A 22749-nucleotide genomic window follows, 5' to 3' on the forward strand; every position below is an offset into this window, starting at 1 on the left:
TGACCGGCGTCGGTCCACATCAGGGGACGTTGAAGTGCGGCCGGTGTGGCTCAGCGCGTGACGTCCATGCGCTGTGTGCCGATGACCGACAGCAGCCGTAGCGCCTCTTCGGAGGGCGAGCCTGGGACCGCGGTGTAGATCACGACCTGCTGGTCGCGGTCGGTGATGTCGAGGACGTCGCAGTTGACGGTGACGGGGCCGACCAGCGGGTGCTGGAAGGTCTTGCACAGGGTGAGCTCGGCGGACACGTCGTGGGATTGCCACAGGCGGGTGAACTCTTCGCTTCCGTCGAGGAGTTCGGCTACCAGCTCGGCGACCTCTGGATCGTCGGGGTAGCGGGCGGCGGCGGCGCGCAGCCGCTGCGTCGAGATGCGGGCGAAGGCGTCCGCGTCCGACACTCCGTACAGCCGCTGCCCCTGCGTGTGCGGGCCAAGAAAGACACGGCGCACGAGGTTGCGGTCGCGTCGCGGCAGGGCGGAGAAGTCCTCCATCAGGGCTGCCGCCAGATTGTTCCAGGCCAGTACCTCGAAGGTCGCGGACGTTACGGTCGCCGCGGCCTGCGGCAGTCGGTGCAGCAGGTCGAGGATGCTCTGCCGTACCTGGCGCGAGGGCCCGGCCGACGGGAGCGGCGGTGTGCCGGCCAGGTGATGGAGATGGTCGCGTTCGGTGTCCGTCAGGCGCAGGGCCCGAGCCAGTCCGGCCAGCACCTCGTGCGACGGGTGCGGCGCCCGGGCCTGCTCCAGCCGTGTGTAGTACTCGGTCGAGATGTACGCCAGCTGCGCCACCTCCTCACGGCGCAGGCCCGGGGTGCGGCGGCGCGGTCCGGCGGGCAGCCCCACCTCGGCAGGGGTGATCCGCTCGCGTCGGCTGCGCAGGAAGTCGGCCAGTTGTCGTCGGTCCACCTCTCCAGTGTGCGGGGGCACCGGGCCGCGGATCCAGGTACCGCCGGTGCCTGGTTGCGCTTCGCGGACGGGCGCAGGCTTGGCGCCATGGACAACACACCTGTCACCGGCACATCCACCACGCCTGCCGCCCTGGGCCTGCTGGCCAACAAGGTCGCCTTCATCACCGGTGCCGGACGCGGCATCGGAGCCGCCGCGGCTCGGCTCTTCGCCCGCGAGGGCGCCCGAGTGCTTCTCGCGGCCCGGACGGAGGACCAGCTGCAGGCGGTGACCGCGGAGATCCGGGCGGCGGGCGGCACCGCGGAGTACGTGGTGTGCGACCTGGCCGACGCGGCCGGCGTGCGCGCCGCTGTGGACCGCGCCGTGAACGTCTACGGCCGGCTCGACATCGCCTTCAACAACGGCGCGACGATCCAGCAGCCCGGCCCGATGCACCAGCTGCCGGAGGCCGACTTCGACCGCCTCTACGACGTGAACCTCAAGGGCGTCTGGCTGGCCATGGTCGCCGAGATCGCCGCCATCCGAACCACCGCCGGGACCGGCGCCATCGTCAACAACTCATCTGTCGGCAGCCTGATGGGCAACCCCGAGCTGCCCGTTTACGGCGCGATGAAACGGGCGGTCAACAGCCTCACCGAGTCGGCTGCCGTCACCTACGGCCCGGAAGGCATCCGCGTCAACGCCATCGCCCCTGGCAACACGGCGACCGAGATGATAAGCACCTGGGAAAAGGGATCACCCGGTCTCCGAGAGCGGCTCACGGCGCACACCCCGCTGGGCCGCGCGGCCGACCCGCAGGAGATCGCGCAGGCCGCCGCCTGGCTGCTGAGCGACCGCTCCTCCTACGTGACCGGCACGGTCCTCCGGGTCGACGGTGGCGCGCGGGCCTGAGCCAGGGACGCCTCTATCCCTGTTCACAGCCACTCGTTGATCGCCGCTACGAGGACGGTCGCCTCGTAGCGGACCGCGAGCTTGTCGTACCTTGTTCCCACAGCTCGGTGCCTTTTGAGTCGATTGATGCCGCACTCAACCGCGTGCCGAGCTTTGTAGTCCTCCCGGGCCGCTCGGTGCCGCCCGCGTCGTAGGCCGGCGTCCATGCCTTCTTCGGGATCTTCAGCACGGCCTGGTGGATGGTGTCGGTGATGGTCATTCCGACGGAATACGACAGCCACCGGCCCGGTCGGGAGAGCCAGTCGAGGAAGGCGTGGGTGCCGCCGGCGGAGTCGGTGCGGATCAGCGTCTGCCGTCCCCTCCGCAGGTGTCTGGGCAGGCCGGGCAGAGCAAGTTGGGTGGTGGTGATGTGGTCAACGGCGGTGTTGGAGCCCGCGTTGCCGGGCCGCAGCAGCGCGGCCACCGGCTCCCCGGACCCGCCCTGCCCGTGGTCGACGAACGCGACGAGGGGATGATGGCCGAAGGTCTTCTTCCAGGTCGCGGTGGCGTCCTGCTTCTCGGAGTGCGCGAGGACCAGCACGCCGTCGATGTCCACGATCACGTGACCGTCGGCGGCCGGACCGTCGCCCCGGCCAGCTCCCAGACCCGCGACCGTGCTTCGGCCCGCGCCGACCGGATCGCGTGAGGGCCTTCGGGCCGGCTGCGGCGAGGGCGTCAATGAGACGGGAGACGGTGGGGGCGGACGCCACCGGGCCGAACACGTCGGGCTCGGCCCGCAGCATGGCGACATCGGCCAGGCAGTCCCCGCCCAGAGCCGTCGCGAGCGCGATATCCAGCAGGACCTTGCCCGGGTCGTGCACTGCCCGCGGCTTGCGCCACGGCGCCATTGCCGCCGATATCGCGGTGTCCAGGCCGGACTTGCGGACCGTCTCGACCAGCAGTACCGCCCCGGCCTGCGAGACCGCCCCGCTGCCACCGCCCTCGACGCGGACACGCGGGTACAGCCCGATACGCTTACTCACCTGGAGAGTGCTTCTTTCCGTGCAGCCAACAGGACCCTAGACAAGTCCCATCGTTGCAGGTCAGGAGCACTCTCCGCTTATTTGATCAAGGGATGGACGAGCACGCTCACGTAGGGTCGGGGGCTGGCGCGGTGGCGTAGTACGTACGCTCCGTTTCCAGCCCCCGCCGCATCGAACCGTGCGTGCGGTTCTCCCGCACACGGCTCACCGACGCCGTTCACCGCCGGCATTCGGCCTGCCCCGCCAGTCCCGGAAGGGTCTGGGTGCAACAACAGTTCCGTGCAGGGCGATCAGTCCCAGGGAGTCCTGGGCGGCGAAGGCAACCACCGCCCAGCCGAACTTCCTGGTGCGCCGGTGCTTCTTGGCGAGGAAACCGCCGATCCGCATCCGCGCGTTCGAGCCGATCTGGTCAAAGACATGGGCCGAGTTCCCGAACCGGAAATACGCAGCCCATCCGCGCAGGAACGCGTTCACGTCCTCCACGATCACCTTGACCGGCCGCAACAGCCTGCGCCGTCCGTGAGTTCACGGATCCGGTCGCGGGCATGCTGCATCGCCCTTGCCGAGGGCCAGCGGGCAAGGAAGGCAACCGGGCCCCGATTGCCGCGCGGCCGGGACGTGACCCACCGATGATGGAAGCCGAGGAAGTCGAACCCCTCGCCGCCCACCTGCAGATGCACGATCCTGGTCTTGGCCGCCTTCGACTCCAAGCCGAGTTCGGCCAGCAGGCCCTTCAGCCGCTCCAGGGCGGCTTCGGCCTGCTCGCGGCTGGCGCACATCACCACCGCATCGTCGGCATAGCGCACCAGCACCCCGTGATCCCGTGTCGACCACGCCCGGTCCAGCCGGTGCAGATAGACATTGGCCAGCAGCGGGGAGATGACCCCGCCCTGCGGAGTGCCGGACACCGGCCGACGGACCTGACCGTCCTCCATGACCCCGGCCCGCAACATCGCGCGCAGGAACTTGAGGACCGACCGATCCACGACACGTTCCTCGACCGCCTGCATCAACTTCTCATGCGGAATCGCCTCAAAGCAGTTGGCGATATCCGTCTCCACCACCCAACGCCTGCCCCGCCACGCCTCATCCACGAGGACCTGGAGGGCATCGTGTGCTCCGCGCCTGGGCCTAAACCCGAACGAGCACGGGAGCATGTCGGCCTCGAAGACCGGCTCGAGCACGATCTTCAACGCGGCCTGCACGATCCGGTCGCGAACCGAAGGAATCGACAACGGCCTCTGCTCCGCAGAGCCGGGCTTCGGAATGAACACCCGGCGCGCGGGCAACGGCCGCCAGCCCCCTTCCCGCAGTTCCGCGGCCACCTCGCCGAGGAGACGGTCAACGCCGTACTCCTCAACTTCAGCCAGAGTGGTGGCGTCAATGCCCGGCGCGCCATTGTTACGACGCACCATCACCCACGCGCGCCTCAGGACGTCCCTGCGGTGGACCTTGTCCCCCAGCGCGTGAAACCGTCGTCCGGGATCGGCCTTGGCCGCCCGGTAGAGCGCATGCTGCAAGGCTCGAACCGGATCCAGCTTCAGGGATCCCGACGTGGTGGAACTAGCCGAAACGGCACTCACCAAGCCCCTCCAGACAACCTGCACATCGACGAAGCAGCGACCCTTCCCTGGCCGACGGTTGTGTTGTCCGCCGGCTCATAGCGGTACTACGGCCGCCTCCGACGCCCACCCGGCCCGCGCCCACTTCCCGGGGATCACCCGGTTATAGGACGCGCAGCTTCCGGCAGCACCTGTCCGCAGGCCGCCGGGCCGGGGAGGGCCTCCCCAGTTCCCGCTGTCACCGTCGCAACGTTCCATGCCCCATACGCCGGGGAGTCCCTCACGGCTGCATCTCCAGGATCTTCGCCGCTTCCATGGCCTTCACCCTGATTTCGGGGGCTCGGCACTCCCTGTCCCCGCCCCGAAAGGCGGGCCTCTAACGACGCCGCAGACTTCGCGTGATGCTACGGACCGCTGCTTTGCTCCCCCTTTGCAGGGCTTTCGACACTGGGCTTCGACGCCGGGCGTTTCCCCCCGACGCCGCCAGTCTGCTACCGGGCCTCCTGGCAGCTACCCGGACCGGACTTCCACCGGCAGGCGACAACGAGCTTACGACTCAAGATCAGCTACATCGCGAAGACCTCCGAGTCTGCTGGGCGCGCGAAAGCGCGAGGTTAGGCGGCAGGGCCAGTCGCTCGGTCGGTTAGAAGCCGACCGAGGCAGGGCCGTGATCCAGACAGGCATCGTGATCGCCGGTGCCGACGGCTATATGGCTCCGGCCGAGCAGCAGGTCATGCACGAGGCCTGTGCAGCCCTCGGCCTTTCCCCCACCGAATTCGCCCTGTAGGCACGGTGGCCGTCGTGGTTGTCGAGCGCCTCGCCAGCTGAGTCCTTTCGTCGTCGACGCCAGCCCGGCCGGGGTACCAAACACACGGGTGCGCTAGCAGCCCACGGCGCAGCGCCGTGGGCTGCTGGCCGCCCTGTCGCTGCGCGTCGTTCCCGTGGCCGACCTCGCCATCCGGTGAACCGCCGCCTCGCCGCGGCTGAACTTGGCTTCCCCACCCTGTGCTGGGCCTGGGGCAACCTGCTCCACAACGGCCACACCGGCGCATCGTGAGCACCGCTCCGGCGGACGGGTCCAGCTGCCCCTCCCAGGACTGGCCGGATGGGCCCGCACCGGATCATTGATGGTCCCAGCTCGGACGGTGCAGCGCAGACCGAGGACCCGGAGTTCTGGGCCGGTCTCTCCGCGACGTCGCAGGATTCCGTAGCTGGCGGTGAGCCCTCCACCGCCTGCGGTCGACCTGTGCGACGTCGTCGCACCCGCGGAAGGGGGAGATGCTCATCGACGAGATCGGGGCTCAGAACGGCATACAGACCCCTTCCTGGGGCCAGCAGCAGGGAACTCCGCTGACCAGCATCAACGGGGCATCTGAATTGTGAAAGTCACGACCCGTAGGTGCGGATCTCGTAGCTTCGATTGGGGGCGTCCTGCGCGGTCATGCCACCCGGGTAGGCGGTACGCATGTGTCCCCCGACCCGCCGACCCCGCCCGCGCTCCCGCCGCAGGGCCCGGCCCGGCCTGGCCGTCACAGTGGCCCCTGGCCAGTACGGCGCGTGAACTGGCAGGATCGCGCCATGTTCCCGGCCCTCTCGCACATCAGCCGCCGCCGTGCCCTCCAGGGCGCGGCCGCCGCGCTGGCGGTGTTCGGGCTGCTGCTGTGGTGGCTGCTGCCGATCCGGGAGCAGTCGCCGCGCGGGGCCATCACGTTCAGTACGGGCACGCAGAGCGGCGTCTACGAGCGGTACGGCGTACTGCTGAAGCAGGCACTGGCCCGTGACCTGCCGGATGTGAAGATCGATCTGCGGAACAGCCAGGGCTCGCAGGAGAACCTCAAGCGCGTGGCCACCGGCGAGGCCGACTTCACCATCGCGACCGCCGACGCCGTCGCCAAGTACATCCGGGACGGCAAGCAGGACGCCGGCCGGCTGCGCGGCTGCGCCCGGCTGTACGACGACTACACGCAGCTCATCGTGCCGGACGGCTCCCCCATCGCGTCGTTCGGCGATCTGCGCGGCAAGAAGGTGGGCGTCGGCCAGCCGGAGTCGGGCGTGCGGATCATCGCCGAGCGGCTGCTGGACGCCGCCGGGCTGGATCCGGAGAAGGACATCGACGCGGTCCAGCAGGGGATCAACACCGTGCCGGGGCTGCTGGAGAAACGCGAGATCGACGCGTTCTTCTGGTCGGGCGGGCTGCCCACCAACGCGATCGAGAAGCTGTCCAAGCGCTTCCCGATCCGGCTGGTCCCGCTGGAGAAGCAACTCATCGACAAGCTGCACGCCACGGGCGCGGCGGCCACCAGCTACTACCGCTCCGCCGTGATCCCCGCCGACGCCTATCTCAACGCGCAGCCGTCGCAGCCCGTGCCGACCGTGGCGGTCGCGAATCTGCTGGTCACCACCGACCGGATCGACACGGCGCTGACCGAGGGTGTGACCCGTACGGTGATCAGAAGCCGGGACCACATCGGCAAGTCTGTGCACCCCGCCCAGCTGGTGGATCTGCGGACCGCCGTCTACACGGACCCGCTGCTGCTGCACGAAGGGGCCAGGCGCTACTACCGCTCGGTCAAGCCTTAGGCCGTAGGGCTCGTACGCGGGACAGTGACCGTCACCCGCAGTCCGCCCGGCTCATGGTGCGCGTACGCGATCGAGCCCCCGCCCGCCGCCAGCAGCGCCCGCGAGATGGACAGGCCGAGCCCCGACCCCCTGACGTTCTGATGGCGGCTGCTGCGCCAGAAGCGGTCGCCGATACGGACCAGCTCCTCATCCGTCAGCCCCGGTCCGCCGTCGGCGATCACGACGGTGGAGGCGGAACCGTTGGACGCGGCCGAGACCCTGACCTCCTCGCCCGGCGGCGTGAACTTCAGGGCGTTGTCGATCACCGCGTCCAGGACGCTGGAGAGCGCGATCGGATCGGCCCAGGCGGTGACCGCGCCCGCGGGCCCCGTCAGCCGGACGCCCTTCTCCTCGGCGAGTGGCCGCCAGGCCGCGACCCTTTCGGCGGCCAGCTCCCCGATGTCGGTGAGCCGGAGGTCCGCGGCGGCATGCTCGGCCAGCGCCAGGTCCAGCAGGTCGTCCAGAACCTGCCCCAGGCGCTTGCCCTCGGTACGGACCGAGGCGATCTCCTCATTGCCCTCGGGGAGCTCGAGGGCGAGGAGCTCGATACGGAGCATCAGCGCGGCGAGCGGGTTGCGCAACTGGTGGGAGGCGTCGGCGACGAACGCCCGCTGCTGTTCCAGTACTTCTTCGACGTTGTCCGCCATCTCGTTGAACGAACGGGTCAGGCGTCTGAGTTCCGGGGGCCCGCTCGCCGCCGCGACCCGGGAGTTCAGCTGCCCGGTCGCGATGTCGTGGGTGGCCGCGTCCAGGATTCGTACGGGCCGCAGCACCCAGCCGGTGAGCCGGAACGCCGCGCCGACGGCGAGCAGCATCGCCGCGGCCTCACCGGCCGCGATCACGAGCCAGCCCTGCAGGACCCGGGTCCGCAGCTGGCTGGTCGGCGAGTCGGTGAACACGACGGCGACAACGTCCCCGTCCCGTACGACCGGTGAGGCGACCACGAGCCGCCCGCCCTGCTGCCACGGCCACACCTGCGCAGGGTCCTGGCTGCGCCGCCCCGACAGCGCTTCCTCGAACGCCTCCCTGGCCTCCCCCGTGTCGCCGCGCGGCGGCACGGTCCAGTTCTTGGGGGCGCTGGCCATGGGACCGCCGTTGCGGTCGAAGACGCCCGCCTTGATGTCGTACGTGTCGTGGTAGCGGTCGAGCTGCTCCTGAAGCGTGGCGCTCCGCTCCTTCTGTCCCGAGGTCTCGGTGACGAACTGGGCGAGCGCCGCGAAGCGCACGGTGTCGTCGATCCGGTCGACGACGACCCGCTGCTGCTGAGCGGAGGCGACACTCACGGCGAGCGGGAAACCGAGCGCGAGCAGCACGCCCGCCATGAGGACGATGAGCAGCGGAAGGAGTCGGGTACGCACCGGGGCTACGGCCCTGACGTGCCGGCGGGGGCGACAAGCCGGTAGCCGACGCCGCGCACGGTCTCGATCAGGGCGGGCATCCGGAGCTTGGAGCGCAGCGAGGCCACATGCACCTCCAGCGTGCGCCCGGTCCCCTCCCAGCTGGTGCGCCACACCTCGCTGATGATCTGCTCGCGGCGGAAGACGACCCCGGGCCGCTGGGCGAGCAGCGCCAGCAGGTCGAACTCCTTGCGGGTGAGCTGGACCGGCGAGCCGTCGACGCTGACGCGGCGGGTGGAGAGCTCGATGGTGACCGGGCCGAGCCGCGTGACGCGCTCGCCGCCGGCCGTACGGGCGCCGCCGGCACCGGCCGTACCGCCGCCGCTCGTACCGGCGTCCTTACCGGCCTCGTCCCCGCTCGACGTACGCCGGGCGACGGCGTGGATACGAGCGAGCAGTTCCATGGTGTCGTACGGCTTGACGACATAGTCGTCAGCCCCGAGGTTGAGCCCGTGGATCCGCGAGCGCACGTCGGCCCGCGCGGTCACCATGATCACGGGGGTCGAGGTGAGCTTCCGGAGCTTGCCGCACACCTGGTAGCCGTCTTGGTCGGGCAGGCCCAGATCCAGCAGTACGACGCCGAACGGCGGCTTGTCCGGGTGTGTCGCGGGCAGCACGGCATGGAGCGCCTCCTCGCCGTTGCGGGCGTGCACCACCTCGAAGCCGTGCTTGGCGAGTACAGCGGAGAGGGCGGCGGCGACGTGGTTGTCGTCCTCGACGAGCAGCAGTCTCATGGCCCCCCTTCCCTCGTGAGATCGTCCGGAGATCGTCCGGCGGACTTCGGGCAAACTTTCGGCGTACTTTGGCATAAAGGCCGATGAGCGCCCGGACAGTCAAGAGACCCACGGTTACACGGGGGTTTCCGTTACGTACCCGGTACGCCTCGCAGTGCCCTCTTCACGCATAGTGTCCGGTTGAGGCCGGATCGTTATGCTCAATTTCCCCTCAGATGTAATGACGCTGGTCGCAGCCCGTGACTATGGTCCTCCCCAACCGAGGCGGACGGAGCAAGAAGCCGATGAGCGGAGTTTCAGTGACCAAGGGCGTCGAGGACGCTGCACCCGCGTCGGGCGATCTGGTCGTGCTGAGCAATGTCAACAAGCACTTCGGCGCGCTGCATGTGCTCCAGGACATCGACCTGACCATCGCCCGTGGCGAGGTCGTGGTCGTGATCGGGCCCTCCGGGTCCGGCAAGTCCACGCTGTGCCGCACGATCAACCGCCTGGAGACGATCGACTCGGGCTCGATCTCGATCGACGGCAAGCCGCTGCCCGCCGAGGGCAAGGAGCTCGCCAGACTGCGCGCCGATGTGGGCATGGTCTTCCAGTCGTTCAACCTCTTCGCGCACAAGACGGTGCTCGAGAACGTGATGCTGGGCCAGCTCAAGGTTCGCAAGATGGACAAACAGGCCGCCGAGGACAAGGCTCGCGCGCTGCTGGACCGGGTGGGTGTGGCCACGCAGGCCGACAAGTACCCCTCGCAGCTCTCCGGTGGTCAGCAGCAGCGTGTTGCCATCGCGCGGGCGCTGGCAATGGGCCCGAAGGTCATGCTCTTCGACGAGCCGACCTCCGCGCTCGACCCGGAGATGATCAACGAGGTGCTGGAGGTCATGCAGCAGCTCGCCCGTGAGGGCATGACGATGGTCGTCGTCACCCATGAGATGGGCTTCGCCCGTTCTGCGGCCAACCGCGTCGTCTTCATGGCGGACGGGAAGATCGTCGAAGAGGCCACGCCCGACCAGTTCTTCAGCAATCCACGCAGTGACCGCGCCAAGGATTTCCTCTCGAAGATCCTGCACCACTGAGTTCATTGAGCCCACTGAGTCCACAGTCCAGTCTTTAAGTCATGGACCAGCTGATCACCCACGTCGCGTCAACTCTAGGGAAATCCACCATGAAGCTTCGTAAGGTCACTGCCGCTTCGGCCGCTGTGCTCGCGCTCGCCGTGACGGCCACCGCCTGTGGCTCCGATGACGGAGGCGACGACTCGGGCTCGGGCTCGGCCGGCGGCGGCAAGATCACAATCGGCATCAAGATCGACCAGCCTGGCCTGGGCCTGAAGACGCCCGACGGCAAGTACACCGGCTTCGACGTCGACGTCGCCACGTACGTCGCCAAGGAGCTCGGCTACAAGCCCGGGGACATCACGTTCAAGGAGACCAAGAGCGCCGACCGCGAGACGGCGATCGAGCGCGGTGACGTGAAGTTCATCGCCGCCACCTACTCGATCAACGACGAGCGCATGAAGAAGGTGGACTTCGCCGGTCCGTACCTGCTGGCGCACCAGGACATCCTGATCCGCGCCGACGACACCTCGTTCAAGTCCCCGGACGACCTGAACGACAAGAAGCTGTGCTCGGTCGTCGGCTCGACCTCCGCGAAGAACGTCAAGGAGAAGCTCGCCCCGAAGGCGCAGCTGCAGGAGTACGGCGGTTACTCCGAGTGCCTCACCGGCCTGGAGAACAAGGTCATCGACGCGCTGACCACCGACGACTCCATCCTCGCCGGCTTCGCCGCGCAGAAGGAGTTCCAGGGCAAGTTCAAGCTGGCCGGCTTCAAGATGAGCAACGAGAACTACGGCATCGGCCTGAAGAAGGGCGACACCGAGCTCAAGGACAAGATCAACGCGGCGCTGACCAAGATGTTCTCCGACGGCGCCTGGGACAAGGCCGTGAAGGACAACTTCGGCCCCGCCAACTACAAGAACGAGCCCGCCCCGAAGATCGGCAACATCGTCAAGTGAAGCAGGGCTCATGAGGCGCGCCGCCCCTGAGGGCGGCGCGCCCAGCCCTCCCACATGCGGAAGCGCGGGAGATCGTGTTCGACTTTCTTGAAGGTTATGACGTACTGGGGGCCTTCTGGGTGACGGTGAAACTCGCCGTCTACTCCAGTATCGGTTCCCTTATCTGGGGAACGGTGCTGGCCGGCATGCGGGTCGGCCCGATCCCCCTGATGCGCGGTTTTGGCACTGCCTATGTGAATGTGGTCCGCAACATCCCCCTGACCGTCATCATGGTCTTCTCGTCGCTGGGCCTCTTCCAGACGCTCAGGGTCACCCTCGGGGCCGACGTTTTCACGGACATCAACTTCAGGCTCGCCGTGCTCTCGCTGAGCCTCTATACGGCCGCGTTCGTGTGCGAGGCGCTGCGGTCCGGTATCAACACGGTGCCGGTCGGACAGGCGGAAGCGGCGCGCGCCCTGGGGATGAGTTTCACCCAGGTACTGAGGCTGATCATCCTCCCGCAGGCCTTCCGCTCGGTCGTCAATCCGTTGGCGAATGTACTGATCGCACTGACCAAGAACACCACGGTCGCCGCCGCGATCGGCGTCGGCGAGGCGGCGTACCTGATGAAGGGCATGATCGATGCGGAGGCTCAACTCTTGCTGATCTCCGCCGTCTTCGCGTTCGGGTTCCTCTGCCTCACCCTCCCGACCGGGCTCATCCTCGGCTGGGTGAGCAAGAAGGTGGCGGTGAAGCGATGACATCCGTTCTCTATGACGCTCAGGGGCCGCGCGCCAAGCGGCGCAACATCCTCTACACAGTGGTGTTCCTGGTCGCTCTCGCGGCTGCGCTCTGGTGGGTGTACGACGCCCTCAACGCCCAGAACCAGCTCGACTGGGTCAAGTGGAAACCGTTCTTCACCAGCTCCCAGCCCTGGGAGACGTACCTCTGGCCGGGCCTTGAGAACACGCTGATCGCTGCGGCCCTCGCCCTGGTGATCGCGCTGCCGCTCGGAGCGCTGTTCGGTATCGGCCGACTCTCGGACCATCTGTGGATGCGGATGCCGTCCGGCATCGTCGTGGAGTTCTTCCGCGCCATCCCGGTACTGATCCTGATGATCACCTCGAACGCGGTGTACGCCGAGTACACCAACATCAGCAGCGAATCGCGTCCGCTGTACGCCGTGGTGACCGGCCTGGTGCTCTACAACGCCTCGGTGCTCGCCGAGATCGTCCGGGCCGGCATTCTGTCCCTTCCTCAGGGCCAGACAGATGCCGCCAAGGCGATCGGCATGCGCAAGGGCCAGATCATGGGCCATGTGCTGCTGCCGCAGTCGGTGACCGCCATGCTCCCCGCCATCGTCAGCCAGATGGTGGTCATCCTGAAGGACACCGCCCTCGGCGGCGCGGTCCTGACCTTCTCCGAGCTGCTGGCGTCGGCCCGTCCGTTGGCCGCGAACTACGGCGCGAACACCATCGCGACCTTCACCGTCATCGCGGTGATCTACCTCGCGGTGAACTTCTCGCTCACCTCGTTCGCGAGCTGGCTGGAGCGCAGGCTGCGGCGCGCAAAGAAGAGCACGGGCGCCGTGGTGGGCGTCGACGCCGTCGAGGAACTCGCGACTCCGGGGACTGTGGAGCATCACGAGCCCGGAGGGCCTGTCGGCAAAATCTGACGGCATATGAGGTACCCCGGAGGCAGCGGCGCGTGCGCCGCTGCCTCCGTCGCTTGACGGGGGCACTCGCAGTGGGTTGCATACGTTCTGTGATCGCGTACCGGGCTCCCACCGCACCTCCCCGCACGACCCTTCGGGCCCCGGGAGTCACCTCGTGGACCCCGTGATCGTCGTCGGTGCGGGGCCCGTCGGACTCACGCTCTCCCTGGCACTCGCCATGCAGGGTGTCCCCTCCGTCGTACTCGACGAAGGCGACGGCAAGGAACAGCCGCGCCCCGCCCGCACCGTCGTGCTGCGGCCTGACACGGCTGCCATGGTGGAACGGCTCGGCTGCTCCACTGTCCGTGACGAAGGCGCCCGCTGGAGCGGCTGGCGCTCGATGCGCCGCAAACAGGACGTACGACAGCTCTCCCTCGGCGGCGACAGCACCCCCTCGCCGCTGCACATCCCCCAGCACGCCCTGACGCGCGGGCTGCGGACCGCCGTCGCCCACCAGCGGCTGATCCGGCTCGTGGCCGACAGTCGCCTCGACGCGCTGGAGCAGGACGCGAGCGGGGTCAGCGTGCACACCATGGGCCCCGGGGCGACCTGGTGGCGCGGAAGTCATGTGGTCGGCTGCGACGGCGCCAGGTCGACCGTACGCAAGCTCCTGGCCATCCGCTTCCCGGGGCGTACGGCCGTGGAACGGCATGCCGTGGCCGCCCTGCGCACCGAACTGCCCTGGCCCGGCGAGGCGTCGCTGCACCGGCAGCCGCCCTGGCCCGCGGCCGGCGACGAGGTGACGGCACGCCCGCTGCCGGACGGCGTCTGGCGGCTGGACTGGCTGCTCGCGCCCCGCGGTGAACTGGTCACCCCCGACGCGCTGGTGGCGCGGGTGCGGAACACGCTGGCCGGCTGGTGCGGTGAGACACCGCCGTACGAGCTTCTCGACACCGGCGTATACACGCTGCACCACCGGCTCGCGCTGAGCTGGCGCGTGGACCGGGCGTTCCTCGCGGGGGACGCGGCCCATCTGCTCGGGGCGCTCGGCACCCAGGGGCTCGACGAAGGGCTTCGGGACGCCGACAACCTGGCGTGGAAGCTCGCCCAGGCGTGGCACCACGGCGCGTCCGAGACGCTGCTGGACAGCTACCAGGCGGAGCGGCGCACCGCCGTGGCCGCGCGGCTGCGCGCCGCCGACCAGTCGCTGCCGGTACTGCGGGGCGGCAGCGCACTGCGCACGTACCTCCCGGGCGCCGCGCGCGGGCACGACGCCCTGCTCAGCGACGCTCACTTGGGGCACGGCCCGCTGGGCGCGCCTCCCGTCTACGCGCACTCCCCCCTCGCACCCGAACACGCCGCCTCGCAGACGCTCGTCGGTACGGAAGCGGGCGCGCCGGTCGCGGACGCGCGGGTGACCACGCCGGACGGGACGAGCGCGCGGCTGCGGGACCGGCTGGGGCGGGGGCAGTTGCTGGTGGTGCTGGTCGCGCCCGGCACGGGGGTGTGGGACAGGCGGCACTGGATGACCGCGGGGGTGATGCCGCGGCTGGCGGCGGCGGTCACCGCGCTGCCCGTACGGGCCGAGCTGCTGGTGACGGAGACCTACCCGGGGGCCGCGGCGCACACCGTACTGCTGGTGCGGCCGGACGGGCACCTGGTCGCGTCGTTCGCGGGGGTGCGGCCCGCCGAGCTGTACGCGGCGGCCGACGCGGCACGCGGGGGCCTGCCTGCGGCGGCGCGCAGTGACCGTACCGCGGACATCAATTGACCCACCCGGGCGCTCATGGTCTACTCCGGAACGTGACCGACACTCATACGCACCTGTGGCGGAGGGTCCATATGGACCTCGTCCGCTATGCGGGCTGCGTGTGTCGACCGTCCTGCTGACTTCGCCTCTCTCGCGCCGCGGCCTGCTGTGGCGGCGCGCTCTCCCGCGAACTTCCAGGACGGTTTCCATGTCTCCTCATACCTACCTGCCTGACAGCTATCCGCCTGTCTCCGGGGCCGCCGCCCCGCGGACGGAATCGGCGGCGCCGACGGCAACACCGACGGCCGCCGAACTGCTCGACTTCGTCCGGCGCGCAGCCGCCGACACCGACCTCATCGCCTCGCTCCCGCTCGATCCCGAAGGCCGTACCTGGGTACGGCTCGAAGGGCCGGGCGGCAGTGAGGCCTGGCTGATCGGCTGGCCGCCGGGCACCGGCACGGGCTGGCACGACCACGCCGACTCCCTGGGGGCGTTCGCGACGGCCGCGGGCGAGCTGACGGAGAACTCGCTCGCCGTGCGGCTGCCCGCGGGCGGATGGAAGACCCTGGAGCTGACCGAGGGGGTTGACCGCGAGCGGCGGCTGGCGGCGGGCCGGGGCCGGGCTTTCGGGACGCACCATGTGCACGAGGTGCTGAACGAGTCGGCCGCCGAGCACGCCGTATCGGTGCATGCGTACTATCCGCCGCTGCCACTGATCCGGCGCTTCAGCCGATCCGGCGCGGTACTGCGCCTGGAGCACGTCGAGCGTCCGGAGGACTGGCAGTGACAGACCGGGTGACGGAGCGGATCGGGATCGACGAGTTGCTGGAGCGGATACGCGAGGGCCTGGACCGGGTCGGGCCGAAGGAGGCCTTCGACGCAGCCGCGGACGGAGCGCTGCTGGTCGACATCCGGTACGCGGCGCTGCGCGAGCGAGACGGGCTGATTCCGGGGGCGCTGGTCGTGGAGCGCAACGAGCTGGAGTGGCGTCTCGACCCGCAGGGCAGTCACCGCGCGCCGGAGGCGGTCAGTCACGATCTGCGGGTCGTCGTGATCTGCAACGAGGGGTACGCGTCGTCTCTGGCGGCGGTGTCCCTGCGCCAGTTGGGACTGCACCGCGCGACGGACCTGGCCGGGGGCTTCCAGGCATGGAAGGCGGCGGGGCTGCCGGTCCAGGCCGCAGAGGCATAGCCCCGGCCCGTCACCGCTTGGCAGCGGCCACCTCCACCGACGGGGCCCCGCAGCGCCGGTGCCCAGCGAGGCGCGGCTGTCACAAGGACGGACAGGACAGAGCAGGGCCTCGACGCCGAGCATGCGCAGCACCTGGCGGCGGAGGGCTCCGGTCGGCCTGAGGCAGCCTGAGCATCGCGGCCTCATGGTTGCGTTCCGAGACCGAGCCGCGACGACTTCGGCGTTCGCCCCTTCCCCCTCCCCGTTCCCACGTCGCAAGCCCTGGGCGCGGGCGCACGGGCGCTAAAAGGCGTCCGCGTCCAGGTCTTCCGTGTCCTCGCCCTCTTCTTCCAGAGCGCGTCTGACCACCCGAAGGGCTACGGACTCGGGGTATCCCTTGCGGGCGAGCATGCCCGCAAGGCGGCGCAGGCGGCGGTCGCGATCGAGGCCCCGGGTGGAGCGGAGCTTGCGCGCGACCAGCTCGCGGGCGGTCTCCTCCTCCTGCTCGGAGTCGAGCTGCCCGACCGCCTCGTCAATCAGGGCGGAGTCCACGCCCTTGGTGCGCAGTTCCCGGGCGAGGGCCCGCCGGGCGAGGCCCCGGCCGTAGTGCCGGGACTCCACCCATGCGTCCGCGAAGGCCGCGTCGTTGATCAGCCCCACGTCCTCGAAGCGGGAGAGGACCTCCTCGGCCACGTCCGAGGGGATCTCACGCTTGTGCAGCGCGTCCGCGAGCTGCTTACGGGTGCGTGGGGTCCCGGTGAGCAGGCGCAGGCAGATCGCCCGCGCCCGCTCGGCCGGATCCTGGGGTGTCGGCTCCCTCTCACCCCGCGGCCTCTTCTCACCCCGCGACTCGTCGCTCGACCGGTCGGCGCTGTCTCCGCCCGGCCATTCGGTACGCGCTCGCCTCTTCTGTGAAAAGGGCACGGTAGGCGCTACCCCTTGGCCGCTGCCGTCTTGGTCGCCCTGGCCTTGGAGGCGGCGGGCGCGGGCGCCGCCTTCGCCGCGTCAGGGGACGGAGCCGCCGCCGGACCGGCCGCGTCCGCGCCCGGCTCGGCCGGCAGGGCTTCCGGCTTCGGCTTCGGCTTCACGCCGACACCCAGCTTCTCCAGGATCTTCTTCTCGATCTCATTGGCGAGATCAGGGTTGTCCTTGAGGAAGTTACGGGCGTTCTCCTTGCCCTGGCCCAGCTGGTCGCCCTCGTACGTGTACCAGGCGCCCGCCTTGCGTACGAAGCCGTTCTCCACGCCCATGTCGATCAGGCCGCCCTCGCGGCTGATGCCCTGGCCGTAGAGGATGTCGAACTCGGCCTGCTTGAAGGGCGGCGCGCACTTGTTCTTGACGACCTTGACGCGGGTGCGGTTGCCGACCGCGTCGGTGCCGTCCTTCAGGGTCTCGATACGGCGGATGTCGAGCCGCACCGAAGCGTAGAACTTCAGGGCGCGGCCACCGGTCGTGGTCTCCGGCGAGCCGAACATCACGCCGATCTTCTCGCGGAGCTGGTTGATGAAGATCGCGGTGGTCTTGGACTGGTTCAGCGCACTGGTGATCTTCCGGAGGGCCTGGCTCATCAGCCGCGCCTGCAGACCGACGTGCGAGTCGCCCATCTCGCCCTCGATCTCCGCGCGCGGCACCAGGGCCGCGACGGAGTCGATGACGATCAGGTCGAGCGCGCCGGAGCGGATGAGCATGTCGACGATTTCGAGCGCCTGCTCGCCGTTGTCCGGCTGAGACAGGATGAGGTTGTCGATGTCGACGCCGAGCTTCTTCGCGTACTCGGGGTCGAGGGCGTGCTCGGCGTCGATGAAGGCCACCGTGCCGCCGAGCTTCTGCGCGTTCGCCACCGCGTGCAGGGTGAGGGTCGTCTTACCGGAGGACTCCGGTCCGTACACCTCCACCACACGGCCGCGCGGCAGGCCGCCGACGCCGAGCGCGACGTCGAGCGCGGTCGACCCGGTGGGGATGACCTCGATGGGCTCATTCGGACGCTCGCCCAGGCGCATCACCGCGCCCTTTCCAAACTGCCGTTCAATTTGTGCGAGCGCGGCGTCGAGCGCCTTCTCGCGGTCGGTTCCTGCCATGGGTTCCACCCGATTTACTTGAGTCGATCGCTTCACGTCAACGACGCTATCCCCTGCCACTGACAATGGGCCCCGCCGTCCGTCCCAGCCTGTGGATAACTCGGCCGGTGGGACCCCGGAGAAGCCCCCCGGAACCCCCAAGGACTGGGCCCAGGCTCCCATGAGAATGCGTGTTCGATTTCAGTGTCAAGCGCACCACAGGAGCGTTCATGCCTCAGGGCCGGTCGGCTGTCTCCGCCCCGGCTGTCTCCGCCCCGACGTCCGGCTTCCGTTCCCCCGCGCCCGTCGTGCCACGGCCGTTGCGCAGCACACGCCCCATGCGCGCCAGCGCCCGGCCGTGGTGGTGCCGACTGTGGCTGTGCACGCGCGGGTCGTCGGTGACGGTGTACCGCTTCACGTACGCACCGAGGAACGCCTGGAGCGTGGCGACCGCCGGGATCGCGATCAGCGCGCCGACCGCCCCGAGCAGCGCGGTGCCCGCGACGACCGAGCCGAAGGCCACCGCCGGATGGATGTCGACCGTCTTGGCGGTGAGCTTGGGCTGGAGCATGTAGTTCTCGAACTGCTGGTAGATCACGACGAATCCGAGCACCCACACGGCGTACCAGGGGGCGACGGTGAAGGCAATGAGCATCGGCAGCGCGCCCGCCAGATACGTACCGATGGTCGGGATGAACTGCGAGACCACACCGACCCAGACCGCGAGCGCCGGGGCGTACTGCACCCCCAGGATCAGCAGCAGGATGTAATGCGCCACACCGGAGATCAGCGCCATCAGGCCGCGTGAGTAGATATAGCCGCCGGTCTTGTCGACCGCGATCTCCCAGGCGCGGAGCACCTCGGTCTGCCTGGCCGGCGGCAGTACGGAGCAGAGCGCGCGGCGCAGCCGGGGCCCGTCGGCAGCGAAGTAGAACGAGAACAGGAAGATCGTCAGCAGCTTGAAGAGTCCGCCGAGCACGGTGGCGGAGATGTCGAGCACTCCGCTCGCGCTGTTCTGGACGTACTTCCGCAGCCAGTCCGAGCGCAGCAGACTGTCCTGGACCTCCACCCGGGAAAGCTCCGTGTGGAAGGTCTCATTGATCCAGTGGATCACCGAGTCAAGGTACTGGGGGAAGTCCTCGACCATCTCGACGATCTGGCCCGCCAGTATCGAGCCGAGGAGCACGACGAAGCCGACGCTCGCGATCAGCACTGCGAAGAAGACCAGGAAGGTGGCCAGGCCGCGGCGCATGCCGCGGGCCGCCATCCTGCCCACCGCGGGCTCGATCGCCAGCGCCAGGAAGAACGCGATCAGGATGTTGATCAGCAGGTCGATGAGCTGGTGGAAGGCCCAGCTGCCGAGCTGGAAACAGGCGACGAGCGCCAGTGCGAGCACCATGGCGCGGGGCAGCCAGCGGGGCATACGGACGGGCCCGCCGGGGTCGCCCTGCGGTGCGAGAGGGGGCGGAACCGGTGGAGTGGTGTGCTGAGCGGGCGTGTCCCGGTCAGCCCTGTCGGCCCTGTCGGCCGGATCAGTCTGCCCGGCCTGCTCGGTCTGGTCTGTCTGGTCAGTCGCAGCCACGGGGGTCAGTGTCACCCACGGCTGCCACGGGGAACCGCCCGCCCCTGTGTGAGCCCTGCCTCAGCCCCGCCACAGCCCCGCCTCACCGGCTTGTCTCACCGGCTTGTCTCACCGCTTCTCGGCCGGGATGCCGACAGCGGCGCAGACCGCCCGCCATACGTCCTTCGCCTCCCAGCCCGCGGCCAGCGCCTCATGGACCGTACGGCCTCCAAGTTCGGCCATCACATGGTCACGCGCGAAGGAGTCGGCGTACTCCCGGCCGAAGTGGTCCGCCATCCGCTCCCAGAAAATCGTCAACCGCATGACTCCAGTATCCCGCCCCTGGGTGGGCAGTCCCGTCGGTCACAGTCGCCGAAAGCCCTTTCCACCCTACGGTCGGATCATGGCTGGAACTGGAGCAACCCCCGCGTCCTCACCCGCGTCGTCCCTCGCCCGCGCGGAGCATTTCATCTGGCTGACGGCCCGGGTACTGGAACAGCGGCGGTTCGCGTACCACTTCCTGGACGGCGCCTCGGACGCCGTGGAAACCGCCCTGGCCGCGTACCTCAACGAGGACGGCGGTTACGGCCACGCCCTCGAACCCGATCTGCGCGGCCCGGTCAGCCAGCCGCTGCACACCGCGCACGCCCTGCGCGTTCTCGACTCCATCGACCGCTGCGGCGGTCTGCGCGTGGAGCGGATGTGCCGCTACCTCACGCAGGTGTCGACGCCCGACGGCGCGCTGCCCGCGATCCACCCCTCCCAGCGTGACTATCCGGCCGCGCCCTTCATCCCGATCGTCGACGACCCGCCGAGCGAGCTGCTCGCGACGGGTCCCGTGGTCGGCCTGCTGCACCGTAATCAGGTCTGGCACGCCTGGCTGTTCCGAGCCACGGACTTCTGCTGGGCCGCCGTCGACGCGCTGGAGGAGTCCCATCCGTACGAGATCGAGGCCGCCGTCGCCTTCCTGGACGGCGCCCCCGACCGCTCGCGCGCCGAGGCCGCGGCCGACCGGCTCGGCCGGCTCGTGCGCGAGCAGCGCCTGGTGGTGCTGGATCCGGAACGGGTCGCCGAGTACCCCGTCGCCCCCGGCTACGCACCGGGCGAGCACCACTTCCCGTACCACTACGCCCGTAAGCCTCAGTCGCTCGCCCGCCGCTGGTTCACGGACGAGGAGATGGCGCGTTCTCTCGACCATCTCGTGGCCGCGCAGGACGAGGACGGTGGCTGGCCCCTCAACTGGCGCCAGTGGGCACCCGGCGCGGCCCTGGAGGCGCGGCCGATCGTGACGATCGAGGCGCTGCGGACCCTGCGGGCGCACGGCCGCGCCATCCACTGACCACACCCACTGACCACACCCACTGACCACACACTGACACGACCGGCTGACGCGACCGGCCGAACAGCTCCTGCACGCCTCCGCTCCCGTACGCCTCTCCGCCGGATCAGCCGCCCAGTGCGCGCACGCCCGCGGTGACCGCCACCGCGACCCCGACCACCACCAGGAAGGGGGCCCGCAGCACCAGCGCGAGCGCTGCCGCCGCGACCCCGGCGGCGCGCGCGTCGAGGACGAGGGAGGTGTTCACGCTGAAGGTCTGCTGCGCGGTGAGCGCGGCCAGCAGGGCGACGGGAAGCAGCGCCGCCATCCGCTGGACCAGCGGTCGCTCCAGCGTGTGCGCGGGTACGAGCAGGCCGACCAGCTTCACGAGGTAGCAGCCGACGGCGGTCGCCGCGATCGCGATCCAGACGCTCAACGCTCCTCACCCTCACGGCTCTCGCGCTCGCCGCCCTTGGGGCTGTCGGCGATCTCGCGGCCCTTGAACCAGACGACGGCCGGCGCCGCCAGTGCCGCGACCAGCACCGGTAGTCCGGCGGGCAGCACGGGCAGGAACCCGAGCCCGAGTACGACCGCGAGCCCCGCGACTCCCCGCTCCGTCTTCGTACGCAGCATGGGCGCGAGGAGCGCCAGGAAGACCGCCGGACCGGCGGCGTCCAGCCCCCAGGCCTCGGTGTCGCCCAGCGCTTCGGCGCCGAGCGCCCCCAGGAGCGTGGTGAGGTTCCACAGCGCATACAGGGTCAGCCCGGTGACCGTAAAACCCAGCCGCGCGCTCCGCCGGGTGGGCTGGGCAAGGGCGACAGCCGTCGTCTCGTCGATCACCCAGTGCGCGGCGAAGGGACGTACGAAGCGGGGCAGGGCGAGCAGCTGGGACAGCCTGAGCCCGTAGAAGGCGTTGCGCACGCCGAGGAAGAAGGCGCCCGCGGCCGCGGCGAGCGGGTTGCCGCCGGCCGCGATCGCGCCCACCAGGGCGAACTGCGAGGCCCCGGTGAAGACGAGCAGGCTGAGCGCGCAGGTCTGCAGGAGGCTGAGGCCGGACCCCGCGGACGTCACGCCGAAGGCGAAGCCGGACAGGCCGACGGCGATGCCTACGCCGAGGGCGTCGCGTACGACTGCCGCATCCGGCTTGGACGCAGGCGCGCGGTCGGCCCTGCCGCGTATCTCGGAGAGAGCCGGTGCCTGATGTTCTGGGTGAGCTGTCTGTTCTGCCACGGCGCGGACGCTACGTGGGGCGCTCGCGATCAGTCTTGTACGTTCTTGCACGCTCCTTGCGGTACGCCCCGGGTGGTACGCCGACGATCCGCGTGAAGTGCCGGTTGAGGTGCGGCTGATCGGTGAAGCCGACCGCGACGGCCGCCTCGGCGGGCGCCGTACCCGCGTCCAGGAGGTCGCGGGCGCGACGCACGCGCGCGTTGGTGAGCCAGGCGTGCGGCGGCATCCCGTACGCCGCCTTGAAGGCGCGCAGCAGCGCGAAGGGGCTGGTGGAGAGTTCCTGTGCCAGCCGCTCCAGGGACGGCGGCGCGGCCATGCGCTCATCGAGGAGCTGCCTGGCGAGGGCGGCCGAGCGGGCGCCCGACGCGGTGGGCGTACGGGAGGGCAGGGCGTGGCCGTGCCGGCCGAGCAGCCTGGCGACGGCGACACGCAGCAGGCTGTCGGCGGCCAGCGCGTTGCCTTCCTCGGCGGCCCGGTGCACGCCGGCGATCAGCTGGGCGGTCTGCGCGTCCTCAACGATCGTCTCGGCGAAGCCGGGCGTGCCGCGGATGGTGGTGACGGCCCCGGCGATGTCGGAGACGAGCTCCACCGAGGGGTAGAGGGTGGCGTACGTCCAGCCTTCGGGAACCCCGGCGCGGGCGGAGTGCGGCACTTCCGGGTTGATCATGACGACGGTACCGGGGCGTGCCCGCACGATCCCCTCCGGCAGGCTCACGTCCTCCACGCCGCTGGTGACCGCGCCGAAAGTGAAGCCGTCGTGACTGTGGCGGGAGAACGTGTGCTGGACATAACGGGCACGGAGCAGATCGAGACCGGGCAGCTCCTCGTACCGCCAGTGCCTCGCCCACTCCTGCCGCGGCCTCCCCATGAGCCCATTGTGCCTGCCTGACGGCCG

23 protein-coding genes and 2 pseudogenes are annotated in these 22749 nt (G+C 69.7%); 12 read left to right on the forward strand and 13 right to left on the reverse strand.

Translation table 11 applies throughout. The features are described 5' to 3' along the window. Positions 1–50: 50 nt before the first annotated feature. A complete protein-coding gene (locus tag ACIHCQ_RS13580; RefSeq protein ID WP_399661377.1) occupies positions 51–902 on the reverse strand; it encodes a helix-turn-helix transcriptional regulator in 852 nt (283 codons plus the stop codon). A gap of 87 nt (positions 903–989) precedes the next feature. Here ACIHCQ_RS13580 and ACIHCQ_RS13585 point away from each other — a divergent pair, with 87 nt between their 5' ends. Then, positions 990–1793 carry an SDR family NAD(P)-dependent oxidoreductase gene (locus tag ACIHCQ_RS13585; RefSeq protein WP_030241602.1) on the forward strand — a complete coding sequence of 268 codons (804 nt, stop codon included), beginning with the start codon at positions 990–992 and terminating at the stop codon, positions 1791–1793. A 163-nt stretch (positions 1794–1956) separates the two neighbouring features. Here the strand turns inward: ACIHCQ_RS13585 and ACIHCQ_RS13590 are convergent. The 3 genes and pseudogenes from ACIHCQ_RS13590 to ltrA all read right to left on the reverse strand — a co-directional run. After that, positions 1957–2815 (reverse strand): annotated as a pseudogene (locus ACIHCQ_RS13590) (IS1380 family transposase); the annotation flags it as partial. 204 nt (positions 2816–3019) lie between these two features. After that, positions 3020–3298 (reverse strand): group II intron maturase-specific domain-containing protein, encoded by a 279-nt coding sequence (locus ACIHCQ_RS13595; RefSeq protein WP_399661379.1) that lies wholly within the window; start codon positions 3296–3298, stop codon positions 3020–3022. 2 nt (positions 3299–3300) lie between these two features. Continuing rightward, a complete protein-coding gene (ltrA, locus tag ACIHCQ_RS13600) occupies positions 3301–4335 on the reverse strand; it encodes a group II intron reverse transcriptase/maturase (protein WP_399661381.1) in 1035 nt (344 codons plus the stop codon). Between the two features lie 298 nt (positions 4336–4633). On the opposite strand from ltrA, the gene ACIHCQ_RS13605 reads away from it, so the two are divergent. Together ACIHCQ_RS13605 and ACIHCQ_RS13610 are read left to right on the forward strand one after the other, a co-directional pair. After that, positions 4634–5164: a TerB family tellurite resistance protein gene (locus ACIHCQ_RS13605; protein ID WP_399661383.1), complete on the forward strand. Its 531-nt coding sequence runs from the start codon at positions 4634–4636 to the stop codon at positions 5162–5164. Between the two features lie 791 nt (positions 5165–5955). Beyond that, positions 5956–6957 carry a TAXI family TRAP transporter solute-binding subunit gene (locus ACIHCQ_RS13610; RefSeq protein WP_399661467.1) on the forward strand — a complete coding sequence of 334 codons (1002 nt, stop codon included), beginning with the start codon at positions 5956–5958 and terminating at the stop codon, positions 6955–6957. On the opposite strand, the gene ACIHCQ_RS13615 is transcribed toward ACIHCQ_RS13610, so the two are convergent. Next, positions 6954–8354 (reverse strand): ATP-binding protein, encoded by a 1401-nt coding sequence (locus tag ACIHCQ_RS13615; protein WP_399661385.1) that lies wholly within the window; start codon positions 8352–8354, stop codon positions 6954–6956. The two genes, ACIHCQ_RS13610 and ACIHCQ_RS13615, sit on opposite strands and share 4 nt — an antisense overlap. Positions 8355–8359: 5 nt before the next feature. Further along, on the reverse strand, positions 8360–9127 hold the full coding sequence (locus ACIHCQ_RS13620) for a response regulator transcription factor (RefSeq protein ID WP_399661388.1): 768 nt from the start codon (positions 9125–9127) through the stop codon (positions 8360–8362). A gap of 284 nt (positions 9128–9411) precedes the next feature. On the opposite strand from ACIHCQ_RS13620, the gene ACIHCQ_RS13625 reads away from it, so the two are divergent. From ACIHCQ_RS13625 to ACIHCQ_RS13660, 8 genes are all read left to right on the forward strand, one after another. Then, positions 9412–10197: an amino acid ABC transporter ATP-binding protein gene (locus tag ACIHCQ_RS13625; protein ID WP_399661390.1), complete on the forward strand. Its 786-nt coding sequence runs from the start codon at positions 9412–9414 to the stop codon at positions 10195–10197. Between the two features lie 89 nt (positions 10198–10286). Continuing rightward, entirely contained in the window at positions 10287–11135 is an 849-nt protein-coding gene (locus ACIHCQ_RS13630; protein WP_399661392.1) for a glutamate ABC transporter substrate-binding protein, read from the forward strand. 74 nt (positions 11136–11209) lie between these two features. Further along, positions 11210–11875, forward strand: a complete 666-nt coding sequence (locus tag ACIHCQ_RS13635) for an amino acid ABC transporter permease (protein WP_399661394.1) — start codon at positions 11210–11212, stop codon at positions 11873–11875. Continuing rightward, on the forward strand, positions 11872–12789 hold the full coding sequence (locus ACIHCQ_RS13640; RefSeq protein ID WP_399661396.1) for an amino acid ABC transporter permease: 918 nt from the start codon (positions 11872–11874) through the stop codon (positions 12787–12789). The genes ACIHCQ_RS13635 and ACIHCQ_RS13640 overlap by 4 nt, the downstream gene beginning before the upstream one ends. 154 nt (positions 12790–12943) lie before the next feature. Further along, positions 12944–14539 carry an FAD-dependent monooxygenase gene (locus tag ACIHCQ_RS13645; RefSeq protein ID WP_399661398.1) on the forward strand — a complete coding sequence of 532 codons (1596 nt, stop codon included), beginning with the start codon at positions 12944–12946 and terminating at the stop codon, positions 14537–14539. A 32-nt stretch (positions 14540–14571) separates the two neighbouring features. Further along, a complete protein-coding gene (locus tag ACIHCQ_RS13650) occupies positions 14572–14658 on the forward strand; it encodes a putative leader peptide (RefSeq protein WP_399661469.1) in 87 nt (28 codons plus the stop codon). A gap of 68 nt (positions 14659–14726) precedes the next feature. Beyond that, on the forward strand, positions 14727–15305 hold the full coding sequence (locus ACIHCQ_RS13655) for a cysteine dioxygenase (protein ID WP_399661400.1): 579 nt from the start codon (positions 14727–14729) through the stop codon (positions 15303–15305). Beyond that, positions 15302–15709 (forward strand): rhodanese-like domain-containing protein, encoded by a 408-nt coding sequence (locus ACIHCQ_RS13660; protein ID WP_399661402.1) that lies wholly within the window; start codon positions 15302–15304, stop codon positions 15707–15709. Before ACIHCQ_RS13655 ends, ACIHCQ_RS13660 begins: the two co-directional genes overlap by 4 nt. Positions 15710–15991: 282 nt before the next feature. On the opposite strand, the pseudogene recX reads toward ACIHCQ_RS13660, so the two are convergent. The 4 genes and pseudogenes from recX to ACIHCQ_RS13680 form a co-directional block, all read right to left on the reverse strand. Then, positions 15992–16657: pseudogene (recX, locus tag ACIHCQ_RS13665) on the reverse strand (recombination regulator RecX); the annotation flags it as partial. Beyond that, positions 16621–17766, reverse strand: coding sequence for a recombinase RecA (recA, locus tag ACIHCQ_RS13670; protein WP_399661404.1), 1146 nt, complete (start codon positions 17764–17766; stop codon positions 16621–16623). The gene recA and the pseudogene recX, both read right to left, overlap by 37 nt. 214 nt (positions 17767–17980) lie before the next feature. Beyond that, positions 17981–19168, reverse strand: coding sequence for an AI-2E family transporter (locus tag ACIHCQ_RS13675; protein ID WP_399661471.1), 1188 nt, complete (start codon positions 19166–19168; stop codon positions 17981–17983). A gap of 267 nt (positions 19169–19435) precedes the next feature. Further along, a complete protein-coding gene (locus tag ACIHCQ_RS13680) occupies positions 19436–19630 on the reverse strand; it encodes a DUF3046 domain-containing protein (protein WP_399661406.1) in 195 nt (64 codons plus the stop codon). Positions 19631–19709: 79 nt separating this feature from the next. Here ACIHCQ_RS13680 and ACIHCQ_RS13685 point away from each other — a divergent pair, with 79 nt between their 5' ends. Then, complete coding sequence (locus tag ACIHCQ_RS13685) at positions 19710–20645, forward strand: hypothetical protein (RefSeq protein ID WP_399661408.1); 936 nt, start codon at positions 19710–19712, stop codon at positions 20643–20645. Positions 20646–20751: 106 nt separating this feature from the next. On the opposite strand, the gene ACIHCQ_RS13690 is transcribed toward ACIHCQ_RS13685, so the two are convergent. Genes ACIHCQ_RS13690 through ACIHCQ_RS13700 form a run of 3 tightly spaced genes read right to left on the reverse strand, consistent with a single transcriptional unit; the run spans position 20752 to position 22722 of the window. Then, positions 20752–21060, reverse strand: a complete 309-nt coding sequence (locus ACIHCQ_RS13690; protein ID WP_399661410.1) for an AzlD domain-containing protein — start codon at positions 21058–21060, stop codon at positions 20752–20754. Continuing rightward, positions 21057–21854, reverse strand: coding sequence for an AzlC family ABC transporter permease (locus ACIHCQ_RS13695; RefSeq protein WP_399661412.1), 798 nt, complete (start codon positions 21852–21854; stop codon positions 21057–21059). The genes ACIHCQ_RS13690 and ACIHCQ_RS13695 overlap by 4 nt, the downstream gene beginning before the upstream one ends. 10 nt (positions 21855–21864) lie before the next feature. After that, a complete protein-coding gene (locus tag ACIHCQ_RS13700) occupies positions 21865–22722 on the reverse strand; it encodes an AraC family ligand binding domain-containing protein (protein WP_399661414.1) in 858 nt (285 codons plus the stop codon). Positions 22723–22749 lie beyond the last annotated feature (27 nt).

The sequence above is a fragment of the Streptomyces sp. NPDC052236 genome, assembly GCF_044548015.1.
Lineage (GTDB): Bacteria > Actinomycetota > Actinomycetes > Streptomycetales > Streptomycetaceae > Streptomyces.